Here is a 24059-nt window from a genome sequence, read left to right on the forward strand (position 1 = left end):
TGAGTTGAGTAACACCCACGCCTAAGGAGCAACATCGATGACCGTTTTCGCACGTCCGGGTACCACAGGTGCGGTGATGAGCTATGAGTCCCGGTACGGGAACTTCATCGGCGGGCAGTGGGTGGCACCGGTGGGCGGTGAATACTTCGAGAACACCACTCCGGTCACCGGGCAGGCGTTCTGCGAGGTTCCGCGCTCCACGGCGGCCGACATCGACTTGGCGCTGGACGCCGCGCACGCCGCCGCGCCGGCCTGGGGCAAGGCGTCCCCGGCCGACCGGGCGGCGATCCTGACCAAGATCGCCGATCGGATCGACCAGCACCGCGAACAGCTGGCGGTCGCCGAGGTGTGGGACAACGGCAAGCCGGTCCGGGAGACCCTGGCCGCCGACATTCCACTGGCCGCGGATCACTTCCGCTACTTCGCCGCGGCGATCCGCACCCAGGAGGGTGCGCTCAGCCAGCTCGACGACGACACCGTCGCCTACCATTTCCGCGAGCCGCTGGGCGTGGTCGGCCAGATCATCCCGTGGAACTTCCCGCTGCTGATGGCCGCCTGGAAGCTGGCGCCCGCGCTGGCCGCCGGAAACGCAGTGGTGCTCAAGCCGGCCGAGCAGACGCCCGCATCCATCCTGTTCCTGATGAGCCTGATCGGCGACCTGTTGCCGGCCGGAGTCGTCAACGTGGTCAACGGATTCGGTGTCGAGGCGGGCAAGCCCCTGGCGTCGAGCAACCGGATCGCCAAGATCGGCTTCACCGGCGAGACCACCACCGGGCGGCTGATCATGCAGTACGCCAGCCAGAACATCATTCCGGTGACTTTGGAACTGGGCGGCAAGAGTCCCAACATCTTCTTCTCCGATGTGCTCGCCGCCAACGACGACTTCCAGGACAAGGCGCTGGAAGGCTTCGCCGGTTTCGCCCTCAACCAGGGCGAGGTGTGCACCTGCCCGTCGCGGTCCCTGGTCCAGGCCCCCATCTACGACGAGTTCCTGGAACTGGCCGCGATCCGCACCAAGGCGATCCGCCAGGGCGACCCACTCGACATCTCCACGATGATCGGGGCGCAGGCCTCCAACGACCAGCTGGAGAAGATCCTGTCCTACATCGCCATCGGTAAGGAGGAGGGCGCCACCACCGTCACCGGTGGCGAACGCGCAGAGCTGGGCGGCGACCTGTCGGGTGGCTACTACGTGCAGCCGACGATCTTCGCCGGCCACAACAAGATGCGCATCTTCCAGGAGGAGATCTTCGGCCCGGTGGTCTCGGTGACCTCGTTCACCGACTACGACGATGCGATCGCGATCGCCAACGACACCATCTACGGCCTGGCGGCCGGGGTATGGAGCCGCGACGGCAACACCGCCTACCGGGCGGGCCGCGACATCCAGGCGGGGCGCGTGTGGATCAACTGCTACCACGCCTACCCGGCGCACGCGGCGTTCGGCGGTTACAAGCAGTCCGGCATCGGCCGGGAGAACCACAAGATGGTGCTCGACCACTACCAGCAGACCAAGAACCTGTTGGTGTCCTACTCCCAGACGGCGAACGGCTTGTTCTGATGGCCGCCCCGGACCGGGTGCTGGTCACCGACGCCGCCGCGGAACTTCTGGCGCGGCTGGTGGCACGCCACGGCCCGGTGATATTCCACCAGTCCGGTGGCTGTTGTGACGGTTCGGCGCCGATGTGCTACCCCGACGGCGACTTCATCATCGGCGACCACGACGTGTTACTCGGTGTGCTCGACGCAGCGGGCGCCGAGGTCCCGGTCTGGATCTCCGGTCCGCAGTTCGCGGCCTGGAAACACACCCAGCTGACCATCGATGTGGTGCCCGGCCGGGGGGCGGGCTTCAGCTTGGAGGCGCCCGAAGGGATGCGGTTTCTGACCCGCAGCCGGGCCTTCACCGAGGCCGAGAACGCGGCGCTGGAATCGCTGCCGGTGATAACCGGGTCGCTACCGGGCTGACCGGCGTAATCGCCGTAAAATCTGGTGGTGTGATTCCGCTCCCGCGCCCCTGGTTGCTCAGCAGCGCCATGCTGGTCGGGGCGGCGCTCGGCATCCTGGCCGGTATCGGTGTGACCCTGCTGATCAGCGCGCCGCTGCGCCCGGACGTCGCGATCACCCTGGTGCTCGGTGCGCCCAGTGCCGCGGGGCTGGTGCTGGTGTTCGTCTCCTCGCGTCGGTGGGTAACCGCACTGGGTGCGTTTCTTCTCGCGCTGGGGGTCGGATGGTTCGGCACGCTGGCCGCGATTCAGGTGGTCTCCGGTGTCTGAGGCCACCGACACCGGGTCGCTGCCGATGACCGAGCCCCATATGGCTCCGATTTTCGACACCGGGCCCCACCCGGTGCCGCTGCCGTCCGAGGAGGTGGGTGAGCCGCCTGCCGACGATGTACCGCCGGCGCGGGTCCCCGATGCGCAATCCCGGCTGTCGCCGGCCAAAATGCCGGCCAAACCCGCCAAGCCACCCAAGCCGGTGTTCGTCGCGGGCCAGTATCAATTCCTCAAGTGGTGGCAGCTGGCCTTGGCGCTGGCCGCGGTGTGGATCCCGGCGGCAGGCATCGGCTTGGGGCTGTTCGCCTGGTGGTACTCCCTGGCCGACAAGGCGCCGGCCGTCTTCGTCGTCGTTGCCTACGCGGTGGTGTGTACGGTCGCCGGGTTGATCGTGGCGATGGTCGGGGAGAGGCCGATGGTCTCGGCGGTCGCGATCGCGCTGCTGTCGGCGGTGTTCGCCTCGGCGGTAGCCGCCGCGCCGCTTTATGGGCATTACTACTGCCAGCACGTCAGCCGGTGCGTCGCCGGCGTTCTTCCGTACTGACACTCAGGGACTCTGGACGATCCGCGGGGCCACTGACTCGATCCGGCGTTCCGCTCTGCAATTCATTTTTATGGACAAAGGCCTTGCAAAATGGCCGAGGCTCCCTTCTAATGTACTAGTTGATACCTTGAATTCTTTCAAGCGGAGGGTGGCGGCGTCGTGCGCGATCAGGCAAACCGAAAGGCCATGACGGGGCAGGGGCATCCGGCAAACGTGGCCGTCGCATTGACTTGGGTCTTGACTGCCACATTGATTCCGCTGGGGTGCGTTAGCTCGGCCCAAGCGCAGGTGGTCCCGGGCCCTCAAGCGGGCTTCATGGCAATGCCGTTTCCGTTTCCAGGCTACGACAACGCGGACACCTATCTCTGGAATCATCCCGACGCAAGCCAGGCTGATATCGACGCGCTGATCAACTGGGGTTATCAATACGGTTGGGGGGCAGATTTCGGCACTTATCAGATAGTTTATGATTCTGCACTGTCGAAGTACAACGCTATAATCGACACCAACGAGATGTTCCCCGGGTACTACCCGGTAGTGCTCGCTGAATATTACGCCGACATCGTAAACTTTCTGGCTGCCAAGGGTTTTGGTGAGGCCATTGGCGAGCCCGGTTTGCCGGAGAACCCCGACGAAGACAATGGCGGCCCGGATGCGATTAGGTCCTTCTTTTCATTCTTGGGGGCGATGTTCGATCCGTCATCTACATACGGGCCGGGCGACGCCGGAAGGTTCCTCGGCGACGGTATCAATAGCATTCTCGGACCGTTTGCTCAATTCGTGGACTTGCTAGGAATTGACCTGGGGCCGGTCGGCGGTATTCTCTCGATGCAAGATATTGCTGCAACCGTCATGGACTTGGGAACGCACTGGGCGGGCTTTCTCAACGGGGATCCGCTCGACGCAACCCACGTGTGGATTGAGATGCCGCAGATCCTCTTCGCGGGGGCTGGGGCGTTGCTCGGTGAAGTGCCCCTGCTGATGCCGCTGTCAATCGGATTTGAGGCGATCGGTAACGGACTAGGTGGTCTGGACTGGCTAGTTACAGAGATATGGGGGTGAGTTAGCGTTCGGCCCAACCTCCTAAAGTGGGCCTTATCGCCGGTGCTGAAGTTGACTTCTCATGGCTTGTCTACCTTCGGCAGGAGGAATACGCCTACGCCGCGGCCGGGTAGCCGGAGGCTGGTGGACGCCGCAAGTTCCCTGTCGACGACGCGAGGATGGCGGCTCGTCCTCGGTCGTCCGCCGACTTCCCGCCGGAGGCGGCCAACGGCTGCCGAGTCGGGCGCCGAGCAGGGACCTGACGCTAGGGTGGGCTGGTGACCCACTTTGACGTCGTCGTTCTCGGAGCCGGCCCGGGCGGATATGTCGCGGCAATCCGCGCTGCCCAATTGGGCTTGAACACTGCCATCGTCGAGCCGAAGTACTGGGGCGGGGTCTGCCTCAACGTCGGCTGCATTCCCTCGAAAGCACTGCTGCGCAACGCGGAGCTGGCACACATCTTCACCAAGGAAGCCAAGACCTTCGGCATCTCCGGAGAGGCCACCTTCGACTACGGCGCCGCCTTCGACCGCAGCCGCAAGGTCGCCGAGGGCCGGGTGGCCGGGGTGCACTTCCTGATGAAGAAGAACAAGATCACCGAGATCCACGGCTACGGGACTTTCACCGACCCGCACACGTTGTCGGTGGCGCTCAACGACGGTGGTGCCCAGACGGTTACGTTCAACAACGCGATCATCGCCACCGGGTCGAGCACCCGGTTGGTGCCGGGTACCTCGCTGTCGGACAACGTCGTCACCTACGAGCAGCTGATCCTGAGCCGGGAGCTGCCGAAGTCGATCGTCATCGCCGGCGCCGGGGCCATCGGCATGGAGTTCTCTTACGTCTTGGCCAACTACGGAGTGGACGTCACCGTGGTCGAGTTCCTTCCGCGGGCGCTGCCCAACGAGGACGCCGACGTGTCCAAGGAGATCGAGAAGCAGTTCAAGAAACTGGGCGTCAAGGTCCGCACCGGGACCAAGGTGGAAAGCATCACCGACGACGGATCGACGGTGTCGGTCGTGGTGAGCAAGGACGGCCAGACCGAAACGCTGCAGGCCGACAAGGTGTTGCAGGCCATCGGCTTTGCGCCCAATGTCGACGGCTACGGGCTGGAGGCGGCCGGGGTCGCGCTGACCGAGCGCCGCGCCATCGGGGTCGGGGAGTACATGCAGACCTCGGTGCCGCACATCTACGCCATCGGCGATGTCACCGGGTTGCTGCAGCTGGCGCATGTCGCCGAGGCGCAGGGCGTGGTGGCCGCCGAGACCATCGGCGGGGCCGAGACCATGTCGCTGGGCGACTACCGGATGATGCCGCGGGCCACCTTCTGCCAGCCGCAGGTGGCCAGCTTCGGCCTCACCGAGGAGCAGGCCAAGGCCGAGGGTTATGACGTCAAGGTGGTGAAGTTCCCGTTCACCGCCAACGGCAAGGCGCATGGCGTGGGCGACCCGAGCGGGTTCGTCAAGCTGATCGCCGACGCACGCTACGGCGAGCTGATCGGCGGCCACCTGGTCGGCCACGATGTGTCCGAACTGCTGCCCGAGCTCACCTTGGCACAGAAGTGGGATCTGACGGCCAACGAACTGGCCCGCAATGTGCACACCCACCCGACGATGTCCGAGGCGCTGCAGGAGTGCTTCCACGGCCTGACCGGCCACATGATCAACTTCTGACAGCCCGCCGCTAGGAAATCAGCGCGAACACCGCCAGCCCGGTGGCCATGCCGGCCACGTTCGCGCAGGCATTGACCACGTCATTGCCCACCCAGGGCCAGCCGGTGGACGCTTGTGCCGGGGCACCGCAGTGCCGTGCGTCCTCCACCGTGGCCCCGCACGTCGCGCAGACGAAGCGGGCCTGCACGGTGGCCCCGATCAGCGTGTCGACCAGCGAGCCGACGACTCCGGCCGCCAGGCCCACCGGCACCATCGCGACACCGCCGTACACCGCGCCGAACAGGCCGACGGCCAGCGCGCCCAGCACGGTGGCAGCAGAGCCCAGCGGGGACACCGCCCCCGAGGTGCCCTTGGGCACTCGGCCCCGGGTCCGCAGCGACAGCGGCTCGCGGGAGGAGAAGCGCCCGATCTCCGAGGCCCAGGAGTCGGCGATACCGGCCGCGATCCCGCCGATCGACACGGCGTACCAGTACGTGCCGCCGGTGAACGCATAGCCGATCACCGGGACCAGCACCGGCAGGCCGGCGTTCACCACCACCTGGCTCAGGGTGCGCATGCCCCCGGCCCGGGTCGGCCGGCGATACGCGGTGAGCAGGCTGGTGAGGGAGAAGAACAGGGCGGCCGGGATGATCCACGCCCACCCGCCCAGGCCGACCGCCACCGCGGCGATCAGGCCGCCGCACAGCGCGCCCGGCAGATCCAGCCAACGCATCCGGAGCATGAACGGCACGATTGCGCAGCCGAATACGATCGCCGACAGCCAGCGCAGCGCGTCGTCGGTGGACAGCTCGCGCGCTACGTGCAGCAGCAACGCAACCCACGGCGTGATCAGCAGGTTGTCGGCCGCCGGCAGGACCAGTAGCTCGACGGCGGCCGTCGTCATCGCGACGAACAGGGCAACCGACACCGCCATGAACATGTTCAGTTCAAGGCCGGCCCGGCAGAACGTCCACGTCACAGCGAAGGCGATGGCCACGAACGCCACCGAGCCCTCAAGGGAGCGAACTCCGCCGCCGGCCGCGACATGGTGGCGCCCATAGCGATCCCCGATCAGCGCCGCGCCGGCATCGGCAAGCCCCAGCACCAGGACACCGCCCGCGATGGCGACCCGGTCCGGCCAGAACGCCAGCACCGCCACCAACGCCCCGGCGGCAAATCCCACCAGTCCGTAGTCGCGGGACCGGGTCCCGTCGAAGACCCCCGGCACCGGGACCAGTCCGCGTTCCACGATGACCGCCAAGGCCACCGTGGCGACCGCCAGCACGCCGGCCACCACTGCCCCATGCGACAGCTGGAAGGCGGCCAGGGCCGCGAACAGTCCGCACAGCGCATGGGGGATCTTGCGGGTGACCAGGGGGCTCGCCCCCCGCCGCGCCAGTGCTCGCCCGACGACGATCAGCACAGCCGCGATGAACAGGACCCCGCCCCCGGCGACGGCCAGGTCATGGCTCACGGTGGCCGTCACGAAGGTCTACTCATCGAAGTCCAGCGGCACCCGCAGCGCGCTCAGGGTGGCGGCCAGTGCGTCGTATTGGCTGGTGAGCATGACGAATTCGATCAGCCGGGGCCGATCCAGATGCGTTGCCAGCAGCGCCCAGGTGGCATCGGAGAGGCTACGGGTCTCGATCAGCTCGTCGACCCCGGTCAGCAATGCGCGCTGACGGTCGGCGAGCCCGGGCGCATCCGGCCCCTGAAAGATCCGCTCCTGGGTGGCCTCGTCGAGCCCGACCGCCCGGGCCATCCGGCGGTGGTGCTGCAGTTCGTACTGGCTGTCGCGCAGGTGGCCGACCCGCAGAATCACCAACTCGGTGTCGCGGGCCGAGAACTTCCCGCCCCGCATGAGCATCCCGCCGAACGGCAGCCAGGACCACATCAGCCGCCGATGCTGTCCGAGCGTGGTGAACAGGTGCGCTCGGGGCACGCGCTGGCGGGCCGCGATGACTTTGCAGACCAGCCAGTTCGTGACGCCGAGGTCACGCAGGCCGGGGGATTCGGGGATACGAGCAATCACCGCTGTTGCTTTACCAGATACGGCGAGACAGTGCTGCGATGTTCGTTGAGATCCAGGTCACGCCCGAGCGCCGGGAAGGCCCGCTGAGGGCAGTTGTCGTGGTCGCAGACCCGGCAGCCCACCCCGATCGGCGTGGCCGGGACGTCGTGGCCGGCCGCCAGATCCAGACCTTCGGAGTAGACCAACCGGTGGGCGTGGCGCAGTTCGCAGCCCAGCCCGATCGCGAAGGTCTTGTCCGGCTGGCCCCAGCGGGAGGCCCGGCGCTCGACGGTGCGGGCGACCCACATGTACTTGCGCCCGTCGGGCATCTCGGCGATCTGAACCAGGATCTTTCCCGGATTGCCGAAGGTCTCGTAGACGTTCCACAGCGGGCAGGTACCGCCGCTGGAGGAGAAGTGAAAACCGGTGGCCGACTGTCGTTTCGACATGTTTCCGGCTCGGTCGACCCGGACGAAGGAGAACGGCACGCCCCGCATGGACGGCCGCTGCAGGGTGGACAGCCGGTGTGCGATGGTCTCGTAGCTGACCCGGTAGAAGGCCGACAACCGCTCGATGTCATACCGGAACGTCTCGGCGCGATCGTGGAACTGTCCGTAGGGCAACACGATCGCCGCGGCGAAGTAGTTGGCCAGCCCCAGCCGGGCCAGCGTCCGGGAGTCCTTCGAGGTGAACTTGCCCTCATCGACCATGGCTGCGATCTGCTCGTCGAACTCCAGGTAGGCCAATTCGGCGGCCATCTTGAACACCCGCTGGCCCCAGGACAGATGGTTGGAGATGTCCAGGGTGCGGGTCGCCGGGTTGTACCGGTGCAGCATCGTCTCGCCGAGGTCGATCCGGCGGTTGATGCGCACCCCGTGCACTTCGGTCAGGCGGTTGGCCAGCTCGACGGCCAACTCGCCCTGGTGCCGGCGCATCCGGGTGGCCAATTCTTCGGCCGCGGTGTCGAGTTCGTGCAGGTAGTTCTGGCGCTGGTAGAAGTAGTCGCGGACCTCTTCGTGCGGCATGGTGATCGCCCCGGTGCCGCTGCCGTCGGAGAAACGCTCCTCGGTGGCCGCGGCGAGTTGGGCCGTGGTGATGCGGTAGCGGCGGTGCAGGTTGACCATCGCGCGGGCCACTTTGGGGTGGGCGCTGACCACCTCGGCCACCTCGGCCAGGTCGACCTCGACGTCGAGGTCGCGGTCCATGGCGACCTCGCGCAGCTCGGCCACCAGCCGGGTGTCGTCGGGAGAGGCGAAGAAGCTGGCGTCCACGCCGAAGACCTCGGCGATGCGCAGCAGCACCGCGACCGTCAGCGGCCGGACGTCATGCTCAATCTGGTTGAGGTAACTCGGCGAGATCTCCAGCATCTGCGCCAGTGCGGCCTGGCTGAAACCGCGCTCGCTGCGTAACTGGCGCACTCGGGAGCCGACGTACGTCTTGGCCACCCCACCGACCCTACCTGCTGTGAAGCCGACATTCGCATTGTTGGCATGGCATGATCCGCTCAGGGAATGTCGACGGGGAGCCTCGATGCAGCAGACACAGCAGCCGATCGGCCTGGCCAAGGAATTGATGCCGGTGCCGGACCCACATCCCGACGTGTTCGACCGGCAGTGGCCGCTGCGGGTCGCCGACATCGACCGCGCGGGGCGGCTGCGGATGGACGCCGCCGCCCGCCATATCCAAGACATCGGCCAGGACCAGCTGCGCGAGTGCGGATATCAGGAAACGCACCCGCTGTGGATCGTCCGGCGCACCATGATGGATCTGATCGCGCCCATCGAGTTCCAGGACATGCTGCGGATCCGGCGCTGGTGTTCGGGCACGTCCAACCGGTGGTGTGAGATGCGGGTCCGCATCGACGGCCGTAAGGGCGGGCTGTTCGAGTCCGAGGCGTTCTGGATCAACATCAACCGCGAGACCCAGGGGCCCGCGCGCATCTCCGACGACTTCCTGGCTCGACTGAAACGCACCACCAGCGTCGACCGGCTTCGCTGGAAGGCTTACCTGACCGCGGGCAGCCGTGAGGACGCCGCCGAGATTCATGAGTACCCCATCCGTTTCACCGACATCGACCTGTTCGACCACATGAACAACTCGGTGTACTGGAGCGTGGTCGAGGATTACCTGTCGAGCTATCCAGAACTGCTCGGCGCCCCGCTGCGCGTCACCCTCGAGCACGACGCACCCGTCGCGCTGGGCGACAAGTTGGAGATCGTCTCCCACGTTCACCCGCCCGGCTCGACCGACAAGTTCGGTCCCGAGCTGACCGACCGCACTGTTAGAACGCTCACATACGTGGTGGGCGACGAAGTCAAGGCGCTCGCAGCGATCTTCCCGCTGTAACGCGTTCTAGTCAGTACGCGCGTACTGCTAAAAGCGGCGCTGACCTGTGCGGATAAGTTACCGGCCGGTAGCTTTCCGGGCGATTTCACGACCGGCTTTTCGGACGGTTCTTCGCAAACTTTGCAAATCGGGGTCGATGCATGGCGGAAGTTGGCAATGAAACGGCTGGACCTGGGCAGATGTGCTGTGCCAAGGTCGCTTCATCACACCAGTGGAAACGTCGGGGTGTTAGCAAAGCCGGGAAGCGATCCTCAGCGCTGCGCTAGGGCACGTCCGCCCCGACGAATCGAGACCGCAAAGGAGCGCATCCGATGTCGACCGTTGGCACGCCCAAGAGCCCCGAGCAGATCCAGCACGACTGGGACCACAACCCGCGCTGGAAAGGCGTCACCCGCACCTACACCGCCGAGGACGTCGTCGCGTTGCAGGGCCGCGTCGTCGAGGAGCACACCCTGGCCCGTCGCGGCGCCGAGGTGCTCTGGGAGCAGCTGCACGACCTGGACTACATCAACGCCCTGGGCGCGCTGACCGGCAACATGGCCGTCCAGCAGGTCCGGGCCGGCCTCAAGGCCATCTACTTGTCCGGCTGGCAGGTCGCCGGCGACGCGAACCTGTCCGGACACACCTACCCCGACCAGAGCCTCTACCCGGCCAACTCGGTCCCGCAGGTCGTGCGCCGGATCAACAACGCGCTGCTGCGCGCTGACGAGATCGCCAAGGTGGAGGGCGACACCTCGGTGGACAACTGGCTGGCCCCGATTGTGGCCGACGGCGAAGCCGGCTTCGGTGGTGCGCTCAACGTCTACGAGCTGCAGAAGGCGATGATCGCCGCCGGTGTGGCGGGCTCGCACTGGGAAGACCAGCTGGCCTCGGAGAAGAAGTGCGGCCACCTGGGCGGCAAGGTGCTGATCCCCACCCAGCAGCACATCCGCACCCTGACCTCGGCGCGCCTGGCCGCCGACGTCGCCGACGTGCCGACTGTGGTGATCGCTCGCACCGACGCCGAGGCCGCCACCCTGATCACCTCCGATGTCGACGAGCGCGACCAGCCGTTCATCACCGGCGACCGGACGGCGGAGGGCTTCTACCGGGTGCGCAACGGCCTGGAGCCGTGCATCGCCCGGGCCAAGGCCTACGCCCCCTACGCCGACCTGATCTGGATGGAGACCGGCACCCCGGATCTGGAGCTGGCCCGCAAGTTCGCCGAGGGCGTCAAGGCCGAGTTCCCGGACCAGATGCTGGCCTACAACTGCTCGCCGTCGTTCAACTGGCGCCAGCACCTGGACGACGCGACCATCGCCAAGTTCCAGAACGAGCTGGGCGCCATGGGCTTCAAGTTCCAGTTCATCACCCTGGCCGGCTTCCACGCGCTGAACTACTCGATGTTCGATCTGGCCCACGGCTACGCCCGCAACCAGATGAGCGCCTACGTCGAGCTGCAGGAGCGCGAGTTCGCCGCCGAGTCGCGTGGCTACACCGCCACCAAGCACCAGCGCGAGGTCGGTGCCGGTTACTTCGACCGGATCGCCACCACGGTGGACCCGGCGTCGTCGACCACCGCGCTGGCCGGCTCGACCGAAGAGGGTCAGTTCCACTAGGCCTCAGTGGCGGCCTCAGTGGCGGCAGCCAGGAGGCGAGATTCGCGCCGAGCGTGAACGTAGGGCGGCTTTCTTGTCGGATTCCCGCCCTACGTTCACACTCGGCGGTCAGCACCCCGGGGAGTTGACAGCGCAGGCCCCGTCCAGCCATGTTGGGCGGGGCTTGTTGCTGCCGCCGAGACAAAACTTGCCGTGAGGCCGAAAGGAACACAGTGTCGATCCAACGAGTAGGTGTCATCGGAGCCGGTCAGATGGGCGCCGGAATCGCCGAGGTGTCGGCGCGCGCCGGCGTCGAGGTGAAGGTTTTCGAGACCACCGACGCACTGGTGACCGCCGGGCGTAACCGGATCGTCAAGTCGCTGGAGCGCGGCGTGAGCGCCGGCAAGATCACCGAGCGCGAGCGCGACGACGCCGTCGGCAACCTGTCCTTCACCACCGATCTCGGGGACTTCGCCGATCGGCAGCTGGTGATCGAGGCCGTCATCGAAGACGACACCGTCAAGTCGAAGATCTTCGCCGAGCTGGACAAGGTGATCACCGACCCGGACGCCGTGCTCGCCTCGAACACCTCGTCCATTCCGATCATGAAGATTGCCGCCGCCACCGCCAACCCGCAGCGCGTGCTGGGCCTGCACTTCTTCAACCCGGTTCCGGTACTGCCGCTGGTCGAACTGGTCAGCACGCTGGTCACCGACCCGGCCGCCGCCGACCGCACCGAGGAGTTCGCCAGCGCGGTGCTGGGCAAGCAGGTGGTGCGCTGCTCGGACCGGTCCGGTTTCGTGGTGAACGCCCTGCTGGTGCCCTACCTGTTGTCGGCGGTGCGCATGCTGGAGTCCGGCTTCGCCACCGTCGAGGACATCGACAAGGCGATTGTCGCCGGACTGTCGCACCCGATGGGCCCGCTGCGGCTGTCCGACCTGGTCGGCCTGGACACCCTGAAGCTGATCGCCGACAAGATGTACGAGGAATTCAAGGAGCCGCTCTACGCCGCGCCGCCGCTGCTGCTGCGCATGGTCGAGGCCGGCCAACTCGGCAAGAAATCCGGCCGGGGCTTCTACACGTACTGAGCCGTTATCGCCCCGGCTGACGTCGATGCCCAGGCGTCAGTGCGTGGGGGTCACGCCGTACGCCGCCCAGCAGGGTTTGCCCTCCATGGGCGAGTCGAACGGCGTCGCGGTGCGGCGGAACCTCAGCGGCGGTGCGCGGCCGCCGCCCGCCGCCACGGCAGCACGGGCGACGGGTGCGGCCCGGCGTTGAACTTCTCCAGCGATCCGCCCACCTCGACGATCCCGCAGAGCGCGTTCCAGCTCAGCATCGTCAGGTAGTCGATCAGGTCATCGGCGCTCATCCGCGGGTCCAGCAGCCACGAGTGGGTGGCCAGTTGCACCCCGCCGACGATCATGTAGGCCCAGGGCTCGACTCCCTGGGTGTCCATGCCGACCGCTTTCATCCGGCGGCGCAGCATCACGGCGAGCATCCGCGCGATGATCCGCTCGGAGTCGGCGATCACCTTGCTCTTGCTGGCTGAGCTGTTGGCCATCACGAACCGGTACGGCTCGGGTTCGTTGGCCACCGTGTGCACGTAGACCCGGATGATCTCGCGGACCAGGTCGTAGCCATCGAGGTTCGCCGAGAGCGCCGAGGCCATATTCGGGATCAGCGTGGTCTGCGCGAAGCGCATCATCACCGCGGTGGTGAGGTCGTTCTTGTCGACGAAGTACCGGTACAGGACCGTCTTGGACACGCCGATCTCCGCGGCGATCTCGTCCATGCTCACATAGCGGCCACGGCGCCGGATCGCATCGATCGTCCCGTCGACGAGATCGTTGCGGCGATCGACCTTGTGTTGGTGCCATCGCCGTTTGCGCCCGTCGGTCTTAGCGGTGCCGGTATCGAGCTGCTGTGCCACTATCACGGATTCCATTCACTAGACCTAATAGATAATACGGCCTGGTCCAGCAAACTTCGTGGTCCGGTAACAGTAACCGGCGGCGCTGATGGCGGATGATGGTGTGGTGGCGGATCTACAGAATCAGCCGAGTTGGCCCGGGGCTGCGCAGACTGTGCAGTCCTTGGCGCAGTCGTTCGCCGGTGCTGATCCGGCCGCGGACGCGGACCGATTGCGGGACCTGCGCCGGATGAAGGTGGTGGCGCTGAGCTTCCTGCTCGGTGCCACCGTGGTGTTTCTGCTCTGCCGGTGGGCGCAGGCGGAGGGCCTGGCCCCGGCCTGGGTGGGCTACGTCGGCGCCGCGGCCGAAGCCGGCATGGTGGGCGCGCTGGCGGATTGGTTCGCCGTCACCGCGCTGTTCAAGCACCCTCTGGGCATTCCCATCCCGCACACCGCGATCATCAAGCGCAAGAAGGATCAGCTGGGGGAGGGGCTGGGCACCTTCGTTCGGGAGAACTTTCTGTCACCTCCGGTGATCGAGACCAAGCTGCGCGACGCGCAGATCGCCGGCCGGGTGGGCAAGTGGCTCTCGGAGCCGGCGCACGCCGAGCGGGTGGCCGGCGAAACCGCGACGGTGCTGCGGGTCTTGATCGAGATGCTGCGCGACGACGACGTTCAAGACGTGATCGACCGGATGATCGTGCGTCGGATCGCCGAGCCGCACTGGGGACCGCCCATCGGTCGCGTCCTGGGATCGCTTTTGGCCGAGAACCGACAGGAGGCGCTGATCCAGCTGCTGGCCGACCGGGCCTTCCAGTGGTCGCTCAACGCCGGTGAGGTCATTCAACGGGTGGTGGAGCGTGACTCGCCGTCCTGGTCGCCGCGCTTCGTCGATCACCTGGTGGGCGACCGCATTCACCGGGAGCTGATGGATTTCACCGACAAGGTGCGCCGCAATCCCGACCATGAGCTGCGGCGCAGCGCAACCCGATTTCTGTTCGAGTTCGCCGACGACCTGCAGCACGACCAGGCGACCATCGCGAAAGCCGACGCCGTCAAGGAGCAGCTGATGGCCCGCGATGAGGTGGCCAACGCCGCGGCCACCGCCTGGCGCACGCTCAAGCGTCTGGTGCTCGAGGGTGTCGACGATCCGTCCAGCGCGCTGCGCACCCGGGTGGCCGCGACCGCGGTCCAGGTCGGCGAGTCGCTGCGCGACAAGGCCGAACTGCGCGACAAGGTGGACAACTGGATCGTGCGGGGCGCCCAGCATCTGGTGGGCCACTACGGGGTGGAGATCACCGCGATTATCACCGAGACCATCGAGCGCTGGGACGCGGCCGAGGCCAGCCGGCGCATCGAACTGCACGTGGGACGCGATCTGCAGTTCATCCGGATCAACGGAACCGTGGTGGGCGCACTGGCCGGCCTGGCGATCTACACCATTGCCCAACTTATGTTCTGACCTGCGCTAGCAAGTGCTTGCAAAAGTTAGCACTAGGCATTATCGTGACACGTGTCAGCAATGATCGGATCGCGAAAGGGGTCACCGGTGTCGCAGGACGACAAGCTCGCGGCAGTGGTTTCCACGGCAGCGGCGGATATCGGCACTTTCATCCGGACACAGCGCGAAGCCGCGCAGGTGTCCATGCGGCAGTTGGCCGAGAAGGCCGGTGTCAGCAACCCGTATCTGAGCCAGATCGAACGAGGGTTGCGCAAGCCCTCTGCTGATGTCCTCAATCAGATAGCCAAAGCCCTGAGGGTCTCCGCTGAGGTGCTTTACGTCCGGGCGGGAATCTTGGAGCCGAGTGAGAAGAGCGAGGTTCGTGACGCCGTGGTCGCCGACATGGCAATCACGGAACGGCAGAAGCAGGTTCTGCTCGACATCTACGGCTCCTTCGTCCAGCAGAACGAAGCCGACGGTGAGGAGACGCCACCTGCCTGATCCTCATGCGTTCTCCTGACCGAATTGCCCACGCAAGATTTCAAACCGAAAGGAACCCGAAATGGCTGAGAACCCGACCATCGAAGAACTGAAGGCCCCGCTGCTCGCCGCGCTCGGCGCCGCCGACCTCGCCCTGGCCACCGTGAACGAACTCGTCACCAACCTGCGCGAGCGCGCCGGTGAAGCCCGCGAGGTCTCCAGCAGCCGCGTCGAGGAGAGCCGCGCTCGCCTGACCAAGCTGCAGGAGGAGCTGCCCGAGCAGTTCGCCGAGCTGCGCGAGCGTTTCACGGCCGACGAGCTGCGCAAGGCCGCCGAGGGCTACGTGGAGGCCGCCAGCGAGCGCTACAACGACCTGGTGGCGCGCGGTGAGGCCGCCCTGGTGCGGCTGCGCAGCCAGTCGGGTCTCGACGACGCCTCGGCTCAGGTGGAGGGCTACGTGGACCAGGCCGTCGAACTGACCCAGGAGGTGCTGGGCAACGTCGCGTCGCAGACCCGCGAGGTCGGTGAGCGTGCCGCCAAGCTGGTCGGCATCGAGCTGCCCAAGAAGGAAGCGGCCGCGCCGGCACCCGCCGAGAAGCCCGCGGCTCCGGCGCCCGCCAAGAAGGCTCCGGCTGCCAAGAAGGCCCCGGCCGCCAAGAAGGCCCCGGCTGCCAAGAAGGCTCCGGCCAAGAAGGTCACCCAGAAGTAGTCGCAGTTCGACGCCCGGGACGGTGCCCGCCTAGGCTTGCAGCGTGATCGCTGCGAACCTGGTGGGTACCGTCCTTGGCGTTTTGCAGATCGCCGTCTTCGCGACATCGGTGTATGCCTTCGTCCACGCGGCGCTGCAACGCGCCGACGCCTACACCGCCGCCGACAAACTCACCAAGCCGGTCTGGCTGGTGATCCTCGCGGTGTGCGGGCTGATGGCGCTGCTGCTGCAGGTGATGGGCATGGCCATCGCGGCCTGCGCGGCGGGGGTCTACCTGGTCGACGTGCGCCCCCGACTCCTCGAGGTGCAAGGCAAGTCCCACTAGCGCCATGCTGCGTTCGGTGTTTACAGGGGCGCTGGCGGGTGCCGCGGTCGCGGTGTGTTGTGCTGCGCCGGCCGTGGCAGAGATCAGCGGATACGTCGACCGCGCCGAGTGGGCCAGCTATGACGACGGCCTGAGCCTGCGGGTGTATCCGAGCGCCTCGGCCCGGGCGGCGGCGCTTCGCCTCGACGCCGCGGCAGGCGAACAGGCGTGGCGCGAGGTGCTCCAACATGCCCCGGAGGCCGATCGGCCCGGAATGCGCGAGCAATTCCTGTGTCACTGGAACTACGCCGAGTTCGCTCGGCCCGGCAAGCTCAGCTGGAATCTGGAGCCGTGGCGGCCCGTCGTCGACTGGGTCACCATGCTGGAGTCCGGCTGCAACCCCGGCGCCGCCGAGGAGGTCTTCTGATGTCCGCGATGTCCCCGAGCCGCTGGGGCCCTGACCAGGTTGCGCAGCGGGTCGACCACACGCTGCTCAAACCCGAGGCGACCGCGGCCCAGGTCGTGGCCACCGTCGCCGAAGCTGCCGAACTCGGCGTCGCCGCGGTCTGCGTGTCGCCCCTGATGGTGGCCGTCGCGGCGGCGGCGAACCCGGCCGGTGTCCCGATTGCCGCGGTCGCAGGCTTCCCGTCCGGCAAGCATCGGCCGGAGATCAAGGCGCGGGAGGCCGCGCTGGCCGCGGCGGACGGGGCGGCTGAGATCGACATGGTGATCGACATCGGTGCGGCGCTGGCAGGTGACTTCGCCGCGGTGGGCGCCGACATCGCGGCCGTGCGGGCCGCGGTGCAGGGCGCGGTGCTCAAGGTGATCGTGGAGTCCGCCGCGCTGCTGGAGTTCGCCGGTGATGCCACGCTGGTCGCCGCCTGCCGAGCCGCCGAAGACGCCGGGGCCGATTTCGTGAAGACCTCCACCGGCTTTCATCCGTGCGGCGGGGCATCGGTGCACGCGGTGTCGCTGATGGCCGACACGGTCGGGGGCCGGCTGGGGGTCAAGGCCAGCGGCGGGATCCGCACGGCCGCCGAGGCGGTGGCCATGCTGCAGGCCGGGGCGACCCGGCTGGGGCTGTCGGGCACCCGCGCGGTGCTCGACGGGTTGGGGTAGCCCAGCTCGCCGGCCCTCAGTCGGGAATCGAAGCCGGAGTGGGGACCACCACGGCGAAGAGATCCGCCATCGCCGCCAGGCTCGCGGCCTGCATGGCGGCGGCTGACACGGTGCCGTCGCCGCTCGGCAGGGCCCGCGTGGCGGTGGCCGAGGCAACCACGGTGGGCGCATAGCCCAGATTGAAAGCCCCACGCGCCGTGGAGTTGACGCACATGTGCGTCATGAATCCGGCCAAGATCAGATTCGTCGCGCCGCGTTGGCGCAGCAGGTCATTCAACTCGGTGCCGACGAAGGAGTTCGGATAGGCCTTCACCACCACCGGCTCCCCGGCGCGCGGCGCCACGGCGGAGACGATGGCGCCGGACTCGCCGTCGATGTCGTAAGGCGACCCGGGGCCGGCGTTGTGTTGGATGTGGATGACGGGAATCCCCGCGCTACGGGCCCGGTCCAGCAGAGCCGCTGTGCTGAGCAGGGCATCGCCGACGCCGTCGAGTTCCATCACGCCGCGGGTATAGGTGTTCTGGCAGTCGATGAGAACCACGGTGGATTCGCCCAATGCCGCAGGAGTGGTGGGCAATCCGGTCAGCGTGCGCAGGGTTTCGGTCATGGGTGCTCTTCTCCAGTAGTCGGGTCGATGATGCGTCGTGAGGTTGATTCGGTCATCCGGCGGCTGACTTGGCGGCTAGAACGTCGGATGAGAACGGGCTCAGCGCGAACCACTTCGGGAGGGCTCGCGCGAGCTTGGCCGGGCCTTCTACCAGGATCTCACCAGTGGCAATCGCGTCTTCCAGTTGACGATGGCCGAACCAGATCTGGTGCCACAGGCGACCGCTCCCGGTCACGCTGAGATCGACCGGGAAACGGGGATCGTGAAGGCAGACGGAGACTTCGGCGTTGGTGGCCACGATCCAGCCTCGTCTCACCTCACCGTCGGTGAAGTCGAACTGGATGGTGGTGCGCCCTTCGGGCAGCGCAGAGGTGACTCCTGCGCGCATGCGCCACAACAGCAGGGCATTGTCGACCTGTTCGGGCGCTGGTTCGGGGAACCACCAGCGCACCGTCCAGCGCCCCAGCGCGTAGATCAGTTCGTGGAGGTCTTCACCGGCTTCGGTGAGCCGGTATTCGTGGGTGCGCCCACTGCCTGTGGGCACCCGGGTGAGCACCCCGACTGCCTCCAGGTGCCGCAAGCGGGCCGCGAGCAGGCTACGGGACAATCCGGGCAATCCCCGCAGGATCGCACTGAACTGGCTTGAGCCGACCATGATTTCACGGACGATCAGCAGGCTCCAGCGATCACCGAGCACGCTCGCCCCGATCGATACGGGACAGTATTCGGCAGGTACTACGGGCATGACCGAGACGTTACACCCATATGGTCCATATTTAGAACTAAAATAGTAGTGATTCTAAACCTAGATCAGAACCGGCCTTCCTGGTTTGGTTGGCGCCTAAGACAGCAACCTCTGCCATGGAAACAGGTCACATGACGCTCGGAACTGCCTATGAGGATCTCACGATCTTCCAACAGATCTCTCCGGAGACTGATGCCGTGCAGGGCTGGCCCCTGCACTTTCCCGATGGGTCGCCGCCACTGTCGCCGGATTCGACCGCGCTGCGGTCACAGAACTGGTATGGATTTCGTGACCCGAACCGGTCCGTCTACGTCGACTGGGTAGCCGAGGCGCATCAGAATGAGACCGCGCTGGCCGACCAACTTGAGTTGCTGGACAAGGCGGTTGGCTCCGGTGGCGTTGATCCCGACTGGTTGCGCGAGGGGATCGCCGGTGTCGCGGCAGTGCTGCCATATGCGGACCGGTCCTACTTCCGGGTGCTCAGTCGTGCTCAGCGTTTGGCATTGTCTGACACGGTGACGCTCGCGCTCGTCTTCGGCGCCGCCGACGCACTTCGCCATGTCGAGCATGCGGCAGCTCAGCGTGCCGCCATCGAAAGCAGCTCCGGAGAAGCGACTTTCAGCGCTGTCGAGCATGCGTGGACGGCGGGCGCGGGCTGGCAACCGTTTCGTTCCGCAGTCGAGCAGGTGCTCGCCACCAGCGATTGGGTCGAGGCGTTGTTCGCGGTCAACACCATCCTGGAGCCGCTGGTGGGCCGGTTTCTGCGGCTGCACTACCTAGAGCGGGGTGGTCGCCGTTACGGCGATACCTACACCATTTCGGCAACCGCGACATGGCTCCAGGACCGTGACCGGGCCGGACGCTGGACCTTCGCGCTGATCGATCATCTGCTCGCCGACCCCGAGTACGGTGCCGCCAACCGGGTGATACTCACCGATTGGGCCAATCGGTGGGAGGCCCGGGCGAGCGAGGCGGTCGCCGCTCTTTCGGCACATCTGGGGGAATTCACTACCGCCCCAGACGGACTCGATGAAGCCTGGGCAGATGTTGTGCACACCTATCGTCGTGAGGTCGGCGACCGGTGGGCCACGAAGCTCACCGCGACGGGACTTTTCTGATGGCGCGCACAACGGCACAGCCGGCCGCGCGTGGCGTGGGCGCCAGCCTCATCAAGGGACCGGAAACCGACGCCATCGCCCGGTACCTGCGGCGCACCCAACCGACGGTCAACGTCACCGATCGGGGTGTGTACCTCAAAGCAGACGCTCCCGACGAGATCATCATCGATCTCGCCGAGGTGTCTGCCGAGTTCGGGCGACCGCTCGAAATCGAAGACGTCTTAATCGTTTTAGCAAGCTATTTCGGAGAGATCGACCCACAGCGTGGAGCGCGTCCCGGCGCCGGCCGACTGGTGTTGCGCGCAGACTCCCTGAGCGATCGCTCCCAGGAAGACGAAGGTATCCGATGACCGCGCCGACTACTCGCACCCACGATCTGATCAAGCAATACACGTGGGATAGCACCAGCACTCCGCCCGCCGCGGTCTTCCCGAGCCGCTACCGCATCCCGGAGCGGGGCCGGGATCCGTTCAAGCTGCTGTTCCGGGACTACGCGCGCATGGAGGTGGAGAAGGATCTCCGGGTGCAGCGGGCCATGGACAGCGCCGCGTCGCTGCGTACCACCGAGGCAATCGAACCGCGGTGGATAGAAGGGCTCAAGCTGGCGCTGCCCCTCACCGCCGAGGCGGAGTACCAGGCGATGAAGGGTGCCGGGCTGCTGATCTCCTCGATCAACAATCCCGAACTGCAGCAGGGCTACGCCGCTCAGGCGCTCGACGAGGCTCGCCACCTTCAGATCGTCGGTGCGCTGCGGCGGCACTACCTGTCCCACGCACCCGATACCGACGGCCTGCAGTTCGGGTCGCGGGCGCTCGCCCGCCACCCCATCGGTGCCGTCGCGCGAGCCGCATTCGCGCCCAATTCCGTCAACGACCCGATCGACGCGGTGATCGCGCTGAACGTTGTCCTCGAGACCGCTTACACAAACCCCCTGACCGTCGCATTGCCCCAAGTGGCCGCCGCCAACGGCGATGACGCCTATGCAGCGGCCTACCTGTCGATCCAGTCCGACGAAGTGCGCCATATGGCCAACGGGCACGGCACGCTTCGTGCCGTTGCTGAGATTGCGGACAATATTCCCCTGGTGCAGGGTTCGTTGGACCGCGCATTCTGGCACCAGCATCAAGGCGGCGACACCGCGACCGCTGTGGCGGCCGAATACTATGTCCGCCACCGCCCGTGGGCCTACCGAGACGCCTGGGAAGAATGGGTGGTCGATGACTTCATCGGCTCGTTCTCCCGCCGCTTCGGACCGTTCGGGCTACGCGAGCCCGCGCGGCTGGCTGACGTCGCTCGTGGCGTCGAATCCCAACACCACGCTGTCGCCATTGGGCTGGCTGCGCTGTGGCCGTTGAACTTCTTCCGGACCGATCCGCTCGATGAGACCGACTTCGAATGGTTCGAAGCGAACTACCCCGGTTGGTCGGCCGTCTACCAGCCGCTGTGGGAGGCATACGCAGCACTGTCAGACCCTGCCAACGGCCGCCTGTTGCTCCAGGAATTGCCCGGCGTGCCGCCGTTCTGCCAGGTGTGCCAACTGCCCTGCATCGTCCCCCGCTTCGAGGCGCCGGAAACCCGCATCATCGAATACCAGGGCGCTCGCTACGCCCTGTGCAGCGAAGGATGCGAGATCAATTTCTCGTGGAATCCGGTGTCGTACACCTCGTTCGGGACATTCTGGAGCCGTTACCATGGCTGGGACCTCGCCGATGTGGTGCTCGACCTGGGCTTCCTGCGATCGGACGGCCGGACCTTGGTCGGGCAACCGCATCTGCGCTCCGAGGGCCTATGGACGATCGACGACATTCGCGCGATCGGTGTCACTGTTCACGACCCATTGGCCTCGTGAGTGTCGACATGTCGCAGCCGGGCACCCTGACCGTAGAACCCTTCGGGGTGCGGCTGGCCGTCCAACCCGACGAGAAGCTGCTGCAGGCCATTCTGCGTAACGGCAACTACGTCCCGTTCGGCTGCAATCACGGCGGTTGCGGAACGTGCGCCGCCCAGCTGGTTGCCGGGGACCTTGAGCAAGACTCCGGAACCCTGACCACCCTCGATGAGCGAGCGCGAGCGCACGGACAGGTGTTGCTCTGTTCCTCGCGACTGGTCAGTGACAGCGCCGTGGTCGATGTCACCGCCAGTGGGATATCCGGTGAGGAATTCGCCGGCGCTCCATTGCATGACAGGGAGGTCACCGTCGACGACGTCACCGCTGTCAGCCCCGGTCTGAGCGTTCTCACGCTCAGTGCGCCGCCGCCACCGTGGACCCCGCGCCCCGGGCAGTTCGTCCACATCGAACTGCCGGACCGTACGGGATGGCGGGCCTATTCCCTTGCCTCGCCTGCTGAGGCGTCCCTGTTGCAATTCGTCATCCGGGCCGTGCCGGGTGGCGCGTTCACCACGGCCCTCGACGAGATCCGCCCTGGCGGCACCCTACGCATCCGCGGGCCGTACGGAGCATTTCAGCTGCGCACCTCCCATCGGCCCAAATTGTTCATCGGCAGCGGTGCCGGGATCGGGCCGATCCGCTCCATGATTCACGACCTCCTGCGATCTCCCGGGCATCCACCGGCTCACCTCGTCCATGTCGCGCGCAGTGCAGCAGAGTTGGTGTTCGGCGAGGAATTCGCAGCTCTGGCCAAGGCCGACAACGACTTCGCCTATCACCCGCTGCTGCCGCAGCACCCTCGCCGGGGTACCGACCGCGTGCTCGAATGGCTCGCTGCCCACGCCACCGCCGTCGAGTTACGTCGGACGGAGGCTTACTTATGCGGCCCGGATCGGTTCGTCGACATCACCGCCGGCGCTCTCTGCGCGGCGGGACTGCGGTCGCGCTATCTCGCTGCGGATCGTTTCACCGCGTCCGCCGGCCCAGCCGTTACCCCGCCCGCCTAGCAACCCCAACGAGGTCATCCCTCACCGCCGAACCAAGGAGACACCCATGACGGACACCCCGACCAGCCGCACCCTGGACATCGTCTATGCGGCACAGGAAGGACTCGATCGCCTCACCCCGCAGGAGGCTGCCGCCGCACTCAACGAAGGCGCGTTGTTCATCGACACGCGTACCAGTGAGGAACAGCAGGCCGACGGCACGATCCCCGGCGCGATCCACGTGCCGCGCAACGCTGTCGAAGCCTTCCTCGACCCAACGCACCGGCCGCTGTTCACGGCCGAGGAACTGGCCGATCTCCCGCCGGTGCCGGAGCCGGGCCAGCAGATCATCGTCCTGTGCAACCTGGGCCTGGCCTCCAGCCTGTCCGCCGCATCCTTGCAGCGCATCGGGCTCACCGGTGCCACCGACGTCGAAGGGGGATTCCAGGCCTGGAAAGCCGCCGGTCTGCCCGTCATCAGGCCAGGCGCAGTCTGATCCGCCGATGCCCTGGCTGCGGGCGGCGGTGTGCGCTTTAGAGCGAGGCGAAACATTCTCTCGACGAGGACGCCGGAATGGTGGCGTTGCGCGTCGAGAACGTCACCTGCACCCCGGAGTCGGTGACGCCGACGGTGTCGAGGTGAATACCCAGCGGGAGGTCGTCGGTCACCTTCGCGGTGAGCTCGTCGAGGTTGCGCTGCACACTGTCGCGGTCCAGATCACGGCCCAGGAGCTCTAACTCGGTCACCTGCAGTGACAGCCCGTTGTTCACCAGCTGCGGCTTGACCGTCGCCTTGTTGAGCAGGCCCTTGAGCTGCACGGTGCCGGCGTCGGGATCGGCGGTGACGCTTCCGGTGACGATGCTGCCGATCACCGGGACGACATCTTGGATCGAGTCCTTGATGCCCTCAGCCGGCCAGGTGATGGTGCCGTCGACCGAGCCGATGGTGCCCTTGGAGTCCGGCGTCGCGGAGTTCTTGGCGTCCTTGTTCAATCGCACGTCGCGGATGTCCAGGGCCAGTCGCATCCCCTTCGCCTGCCGGATCTGGTTGCCCGCGGTCTTCACCGAGATGTGGCTGTAGGCGTCGGTGAAGTACTGCGTCAGCACCGGGGGAGTGGTCCCGAAGGACACCTGGGCACTGTCCTGGGTCTCGCACGTGACGGCCTCGGCGACCAGAGTCTTGGCGCGGTGCCGGGCGTAGAGCTCACCGCCGATCATCGCCACCAGGGCCACCGCGAGGACCACGGTCAGCGCCAGCATGACTGCCGGCAGGCCGGAAAACCGAGGGGATGTTCCGGGAGCGCTCATCT

General features: G+C 66.6%; 27 protein-coding genes. 20 read left to right on the forward strand and 7 right to left on the reverse strand.

Annotation, left to right across the window (positions count from 1 at the left end):
• Positions 1–37 precede the first annotated feature (37 nt).
• The 6 genes from exaC (at position 38) to lpdA (ending at position 5531) form a co-directional block, all read left to right on the forward strand.
• Entirely contained in the window at positions 38–1561 is a 1524-nt protein-coding gene (gene exaC / locus G6N14_RS19725; protein ID WP_085136487.1) for an acetaldehyde dehydrogenase ExaC, read from the forward strand.
• Entirely contained in the window at positions 1561–1965 is a 405-nt protein-coding gene (locus G6N14_RS19730) for a DUF779 domain-containing protein (RefSeq protein WP_046315350.1), read from the forward strand. The genes exaC and G6N14_RS19730 overlap by 1 nt, the downstream gene beginning before the upstream one ends.
• 29 nt (positions 1966–1994) lie before the next feature.
• A complete protein-coding gene (locus G6N14_RS19735) occupies positions 1995–2273 on the forward strand; it encodes a putative holin (RefSeq protein ID WP_085136488.1) in 279 nt (92 codons plus the stop codon).
• Positions 2266–2817, forward strand: coding sequence for a hypothetical protein (locus tag G6N14_RS19740; RefSeq protein ID WP_085136489.1), 552 nt, complete (start codon positions 2266–2268; stop codon positions 2815–2817). The genes G6N14_RS19735 and G6N14_RS19740 overlap by 8 nt, the downstream gene beginning before the upstream one ends.
• 159 nt (positions 2818–2976) lie before the next feature.
• Positions 2977–3879, forward strand: coding sequence for a hypothetical protein (locus G6N14_RS19745; RefSeq protein WP_133054937.1), 903 nt, complete (start codon positions 2977–2979; stop codon positions 3877–3879).
• A gap of 257 nt (positions 3880–4136) precedes the next feature.
• On the forward strand, positions 4137–5531 hold the full coding sequence (gene lpdA, locus G6N14_RS19750; RefSeq protein ID WP_085136491.1) for a dihydrolipoyl dehydrogenase: 1395 nt from the start codon (positions 4137–4139) through the stop codon (positions 5529–5531).
• Positions 5532–5541: 10 nt separating this feature from the next.
• Here lpdA and G6N14_RS19755 read toward each other — a convergent pair whose 3' ends face one another.
• Genes G6N14_RS19755 through ramB form a run of 3 tightly spaced genes read right to left on the reverse strand, consistent with a single transcriptional unit; the run spans position 5542 to position 8966 of the window.
• Complete coding sequence (locus tag G6N14_RS19755) at positions 5542–6996, reverse strand: DUF92 domain-containing protein (RefSeq protein WP_234808969.1); 1455 nt, start codon at positions 6994–6996, stop codon at positions 5542–5544.
• 6 nt (positions 6997–7002) lie between these two features.
• A complete protein-coding gene (locus tag G6N14_RS19760) occupies positions 7003–7542 on the reverse strand; it encodes a carboxymuconolactone decarboxylase family protein (RefSeq protein WP_085136492.1) in 540 nt (179 codons plus the stop codon).
• Complete coding sequence (gene ramB / locus G6N14_RS19765) at positions 7539–8966, reverse strand: acetate metabolism transcriptional regulator RamB (protein WP_085136493.1); 1428 nt, start codon at positions 8964–8966, stop codon at positions 7539–7541. Before ramB ends, G6N14_RS19760 begins: the two co-directional genes overlap by 4 nt.
• Positions 8967–9051: 85 nt before the next feature.
• Between ramB and G6N14_RS19770 the strand changes: the two genes are divergently transcribed.
• From G6N14_RS19770 to G6N14_RS19780, 3 genes are all read left to right on the forward strand, one after another.
• Entirely contained in the window at positions 9052–9867 is an 816-nt protein-coding gene (locus G6N14_RS19770) for an acyl-[acyl-carrier-protein] thioesterase (protein WP_085136494.1), read from the forward strand.
• 311 nt (positions 9868–10178) lie between these two features.
• Positions 10179–11465 (forward strand): isocitrate lyase, encoded by a 1287-nt coding sequence (gene aceA / locus G6N14_RS19775; RefSeq protein ID WP_085127603.1) that lies wholly within the window; start codon positions 10179–10181, stop codon positions 11463–11465.
• 212 nt (positions 11466–11677) lie between these two features.
• The gene (locus G6N14_RS19780) at positions 11678–12532 is read left to right on the forward strand and encodes a 3-hydroxybutyryl-CoA dehydrogenase (protein ID WP_085136496.1); all 855 of its coding nucleotides are present in this window, start codon (positions 11678–11680) and stop codon (positions 12530–12532) included.
• A 122-nt stretch (positions 12533–12654) separates the two neighbouring features.
• On the opposite strand, the gene G6N14_RS19785 is transcribed toward G6N14_RS19780, so the two are convergent.
• Complete coding sequence (locus G6N14_RS19785) at positions 12655–13389, reverse strand: TetR/AcrR family transcriptional regulator (protein ID WP_275986589.1); 735 nt, start codon at positions 13387–13389, stop codon at positions 12655–12657.
• Between the two features lie 73 nt (positions 13390–13462).
• Between G6N14_RS19785 and G6N14_RS19790 the strand changes: the two genes are divergently transcribed.
• From G6N14_RS19790 to deoC, 6 genes are all read left to right on the forward strand, one after another.
• Complete coding sequence (locus G6N14_RS19790) at positions 13463–14815, forward strand: DUF445 domain-containing protein (protein ID WP_234808970.1); 1353 nt, start codon at positions 13463–13465, stop codon at positions 14813–14815.
• Positions 14816–14902: 87 nt separating this feature from the next.
• Positions 14903–15295: a helix-turn-helix domain-containing protein gene (locus tag G6N14_RS19795; protein WP_085136743.1), complete on the forward strand. Its 393-nt coding sequence runs from the start codon at positions 14903–14905 to the stop codon at positions 15293–15295.
• A gap of 61 nt (positions 15296–15356) precedes the next feature.
• Positions 15357–15983: a heparin-binding hemagglutinin gene (locus G6N14_RS19800; protein ID WP_085136497.1), complete on the forward strand. Its 627-nt coding sequence runs from the start codon at positions 15357–15359 to the stop codon at positions 15981–15983.
• Positions 15984–16044: 61 nt separating this feature from the next.
• Complete coding sequence (locus G6N14_RS19805) at positions 16045–16308, forward strand: DUF2516 family protein (RefSeq protein WP_179960905.1); 264 nt, start codon at positions 16045–16047, stop codon at positions 16306–16308.
• Positions 16309–16312: 4 nt separating this feature from the next.
• Positions 16313–16714, forward strand: coding sequence for a DUF2599 domain-containing protein (locus G6N14_RS19810; protein WP_085136501.1), 402 nt, complete (start codon positions 16313–16315; stop codon positions 16712–16714).
• Between the two features lie 8 nt (positions 16715–16722).
• Entirely contained in the window at positions 16723–17406 is a 684-nt protein-coding gene (gene deoC, locus G6N14_RS19815; protein ID WP_085136744.1) for a deoxyribose-phosphate aldolase, read from the forward strand.
• 16 nt (positions 17407–17422) lie between these two features.
• Here the strand turns inward: deoC and G6N14_RS19820 are convergent, their stop codons facing one another.
• Both G6N14_RS19820 and G6N14_RS19825 read right to left on the reverse strand, forming a co-directional pair.
• Positions 17423–18013: a cysteine hydrolase family protein gene (locus G6N14_RS19820; RefSeq protein WP_085136503.1), complete on the reverse strand. Its 591-nt coding sequence runs from the start codon at positions 18011–18013 to the stop codon at positions 17423–17425.
• A gap of 52 nt (positions 18014–18065) precedes the next feature.
• Positions 18066–18710 (reverse strand): winged helix-turn-helix transcriptional regulator, encoded by a 645-nt coding sequence (locus tag G6N14_RS19825; RefSeq protein WP_163787272.1) that lies wholly within the window; start codon positions 18708–18710, stop codon positions 18066–18068.
• A 137-nt stretch (positions 18711–18847) separates the two neighbouring features.
• Between G6N14_RS19825 and G6N14_RS19830 the strand changes: the two genes are divergently transcribed.
• From G6N14_RS19830 to G6N14_RS19850, 5 genes are read left to right on the forward strand one after another with little or no spacing between them, the layout of a single operon-like run.
• A complete protein-coding gene (locus tag G6N14_RS19830; RefSeq protein WP_133054938.1) occupies positions 18848–19876 on the forward strand; it encodes a ferritin family protein in 1029 nt (342 codons plus the stop codon).
• Positions 19840–20226, forward strand: coding sequence for an MmoB/DmpM family protein (locus G6N14_RS19835; RefSeq protein ID WP_163787274.1), 387 nt, complete (start codon positions 19840–19842; stop codon positions 20224–20226). The genes G6N14_RS19830 and G6N14_RS19835 overlap by 37 nt, the downstream gene beginning before the upstream one ends.
• Positions 20223–21725 (forward strand): ferritin family protein, encoded by a 1503-nt coding sequence (locus G6N14_RS19840; protein WP_085136508.1) that lies wholly within the window; start codon positions 20223–20225, stop codon positions 21723–21725. Before G6N14_RS19835 ends, G6N14_RS19840 begins: the two co-directional genes overlap by 4 nt.
• Positions 21722–22771 carry a 2Fe-2S iron-sulfur cluster-binding protein gene (locus G6N14_RS19845; RefSeq protein ID WP_163787276.1) on the forward strand — a complete coding sequence of 350 codons (1050 nt, stop codon included), beginning with the start codon at positions 21722–21724 and terminating at the stop codon, positions 22769–22771. The genes G6N14_RS19840 and G6N14_RS19845 overlap by 4 nt, the downstream gene beginning before the upstream one ends.
• A 46-nt stretch (positions 22772–22817) precedes the next feature.
• A complete protein-coding gene (locus tag G6N14_RS19850; protein WP_085136512.1) occupies positions 22818–23246 on the forward strand; it encodes a rhodanese-like domain-containing protein in 429 nt (142 codons plus the stop codon).
• Between the two features lie 37 nt (positions 23247–23283).
• Here the strand turns inward: G6N14_RS19850 and G6N14_RS19855 are convergent, their stop codons facing one another.
• A complete protein-coding gene (locus G6N14_RS19855) occupies positions 23284–24057 on the reverse strand; it encodes an LmeA family phospholipid-binding protein (protein WP_085136513.1) in 774 nt (257 codons plus the stop codon).
• Between the last annotated feature and the right edge of the window lie 2 nt (positions 24058–24059).

This window comes from Mycolicibacter hiberniae, assembly GCF_010729485.1.
GTDB lineage: Bacteria > Actinomycetota > Actinomycetes > Mycobacteriales > Mycobacteriaceae > Mycobacterium > Mycobacterium hiberniae.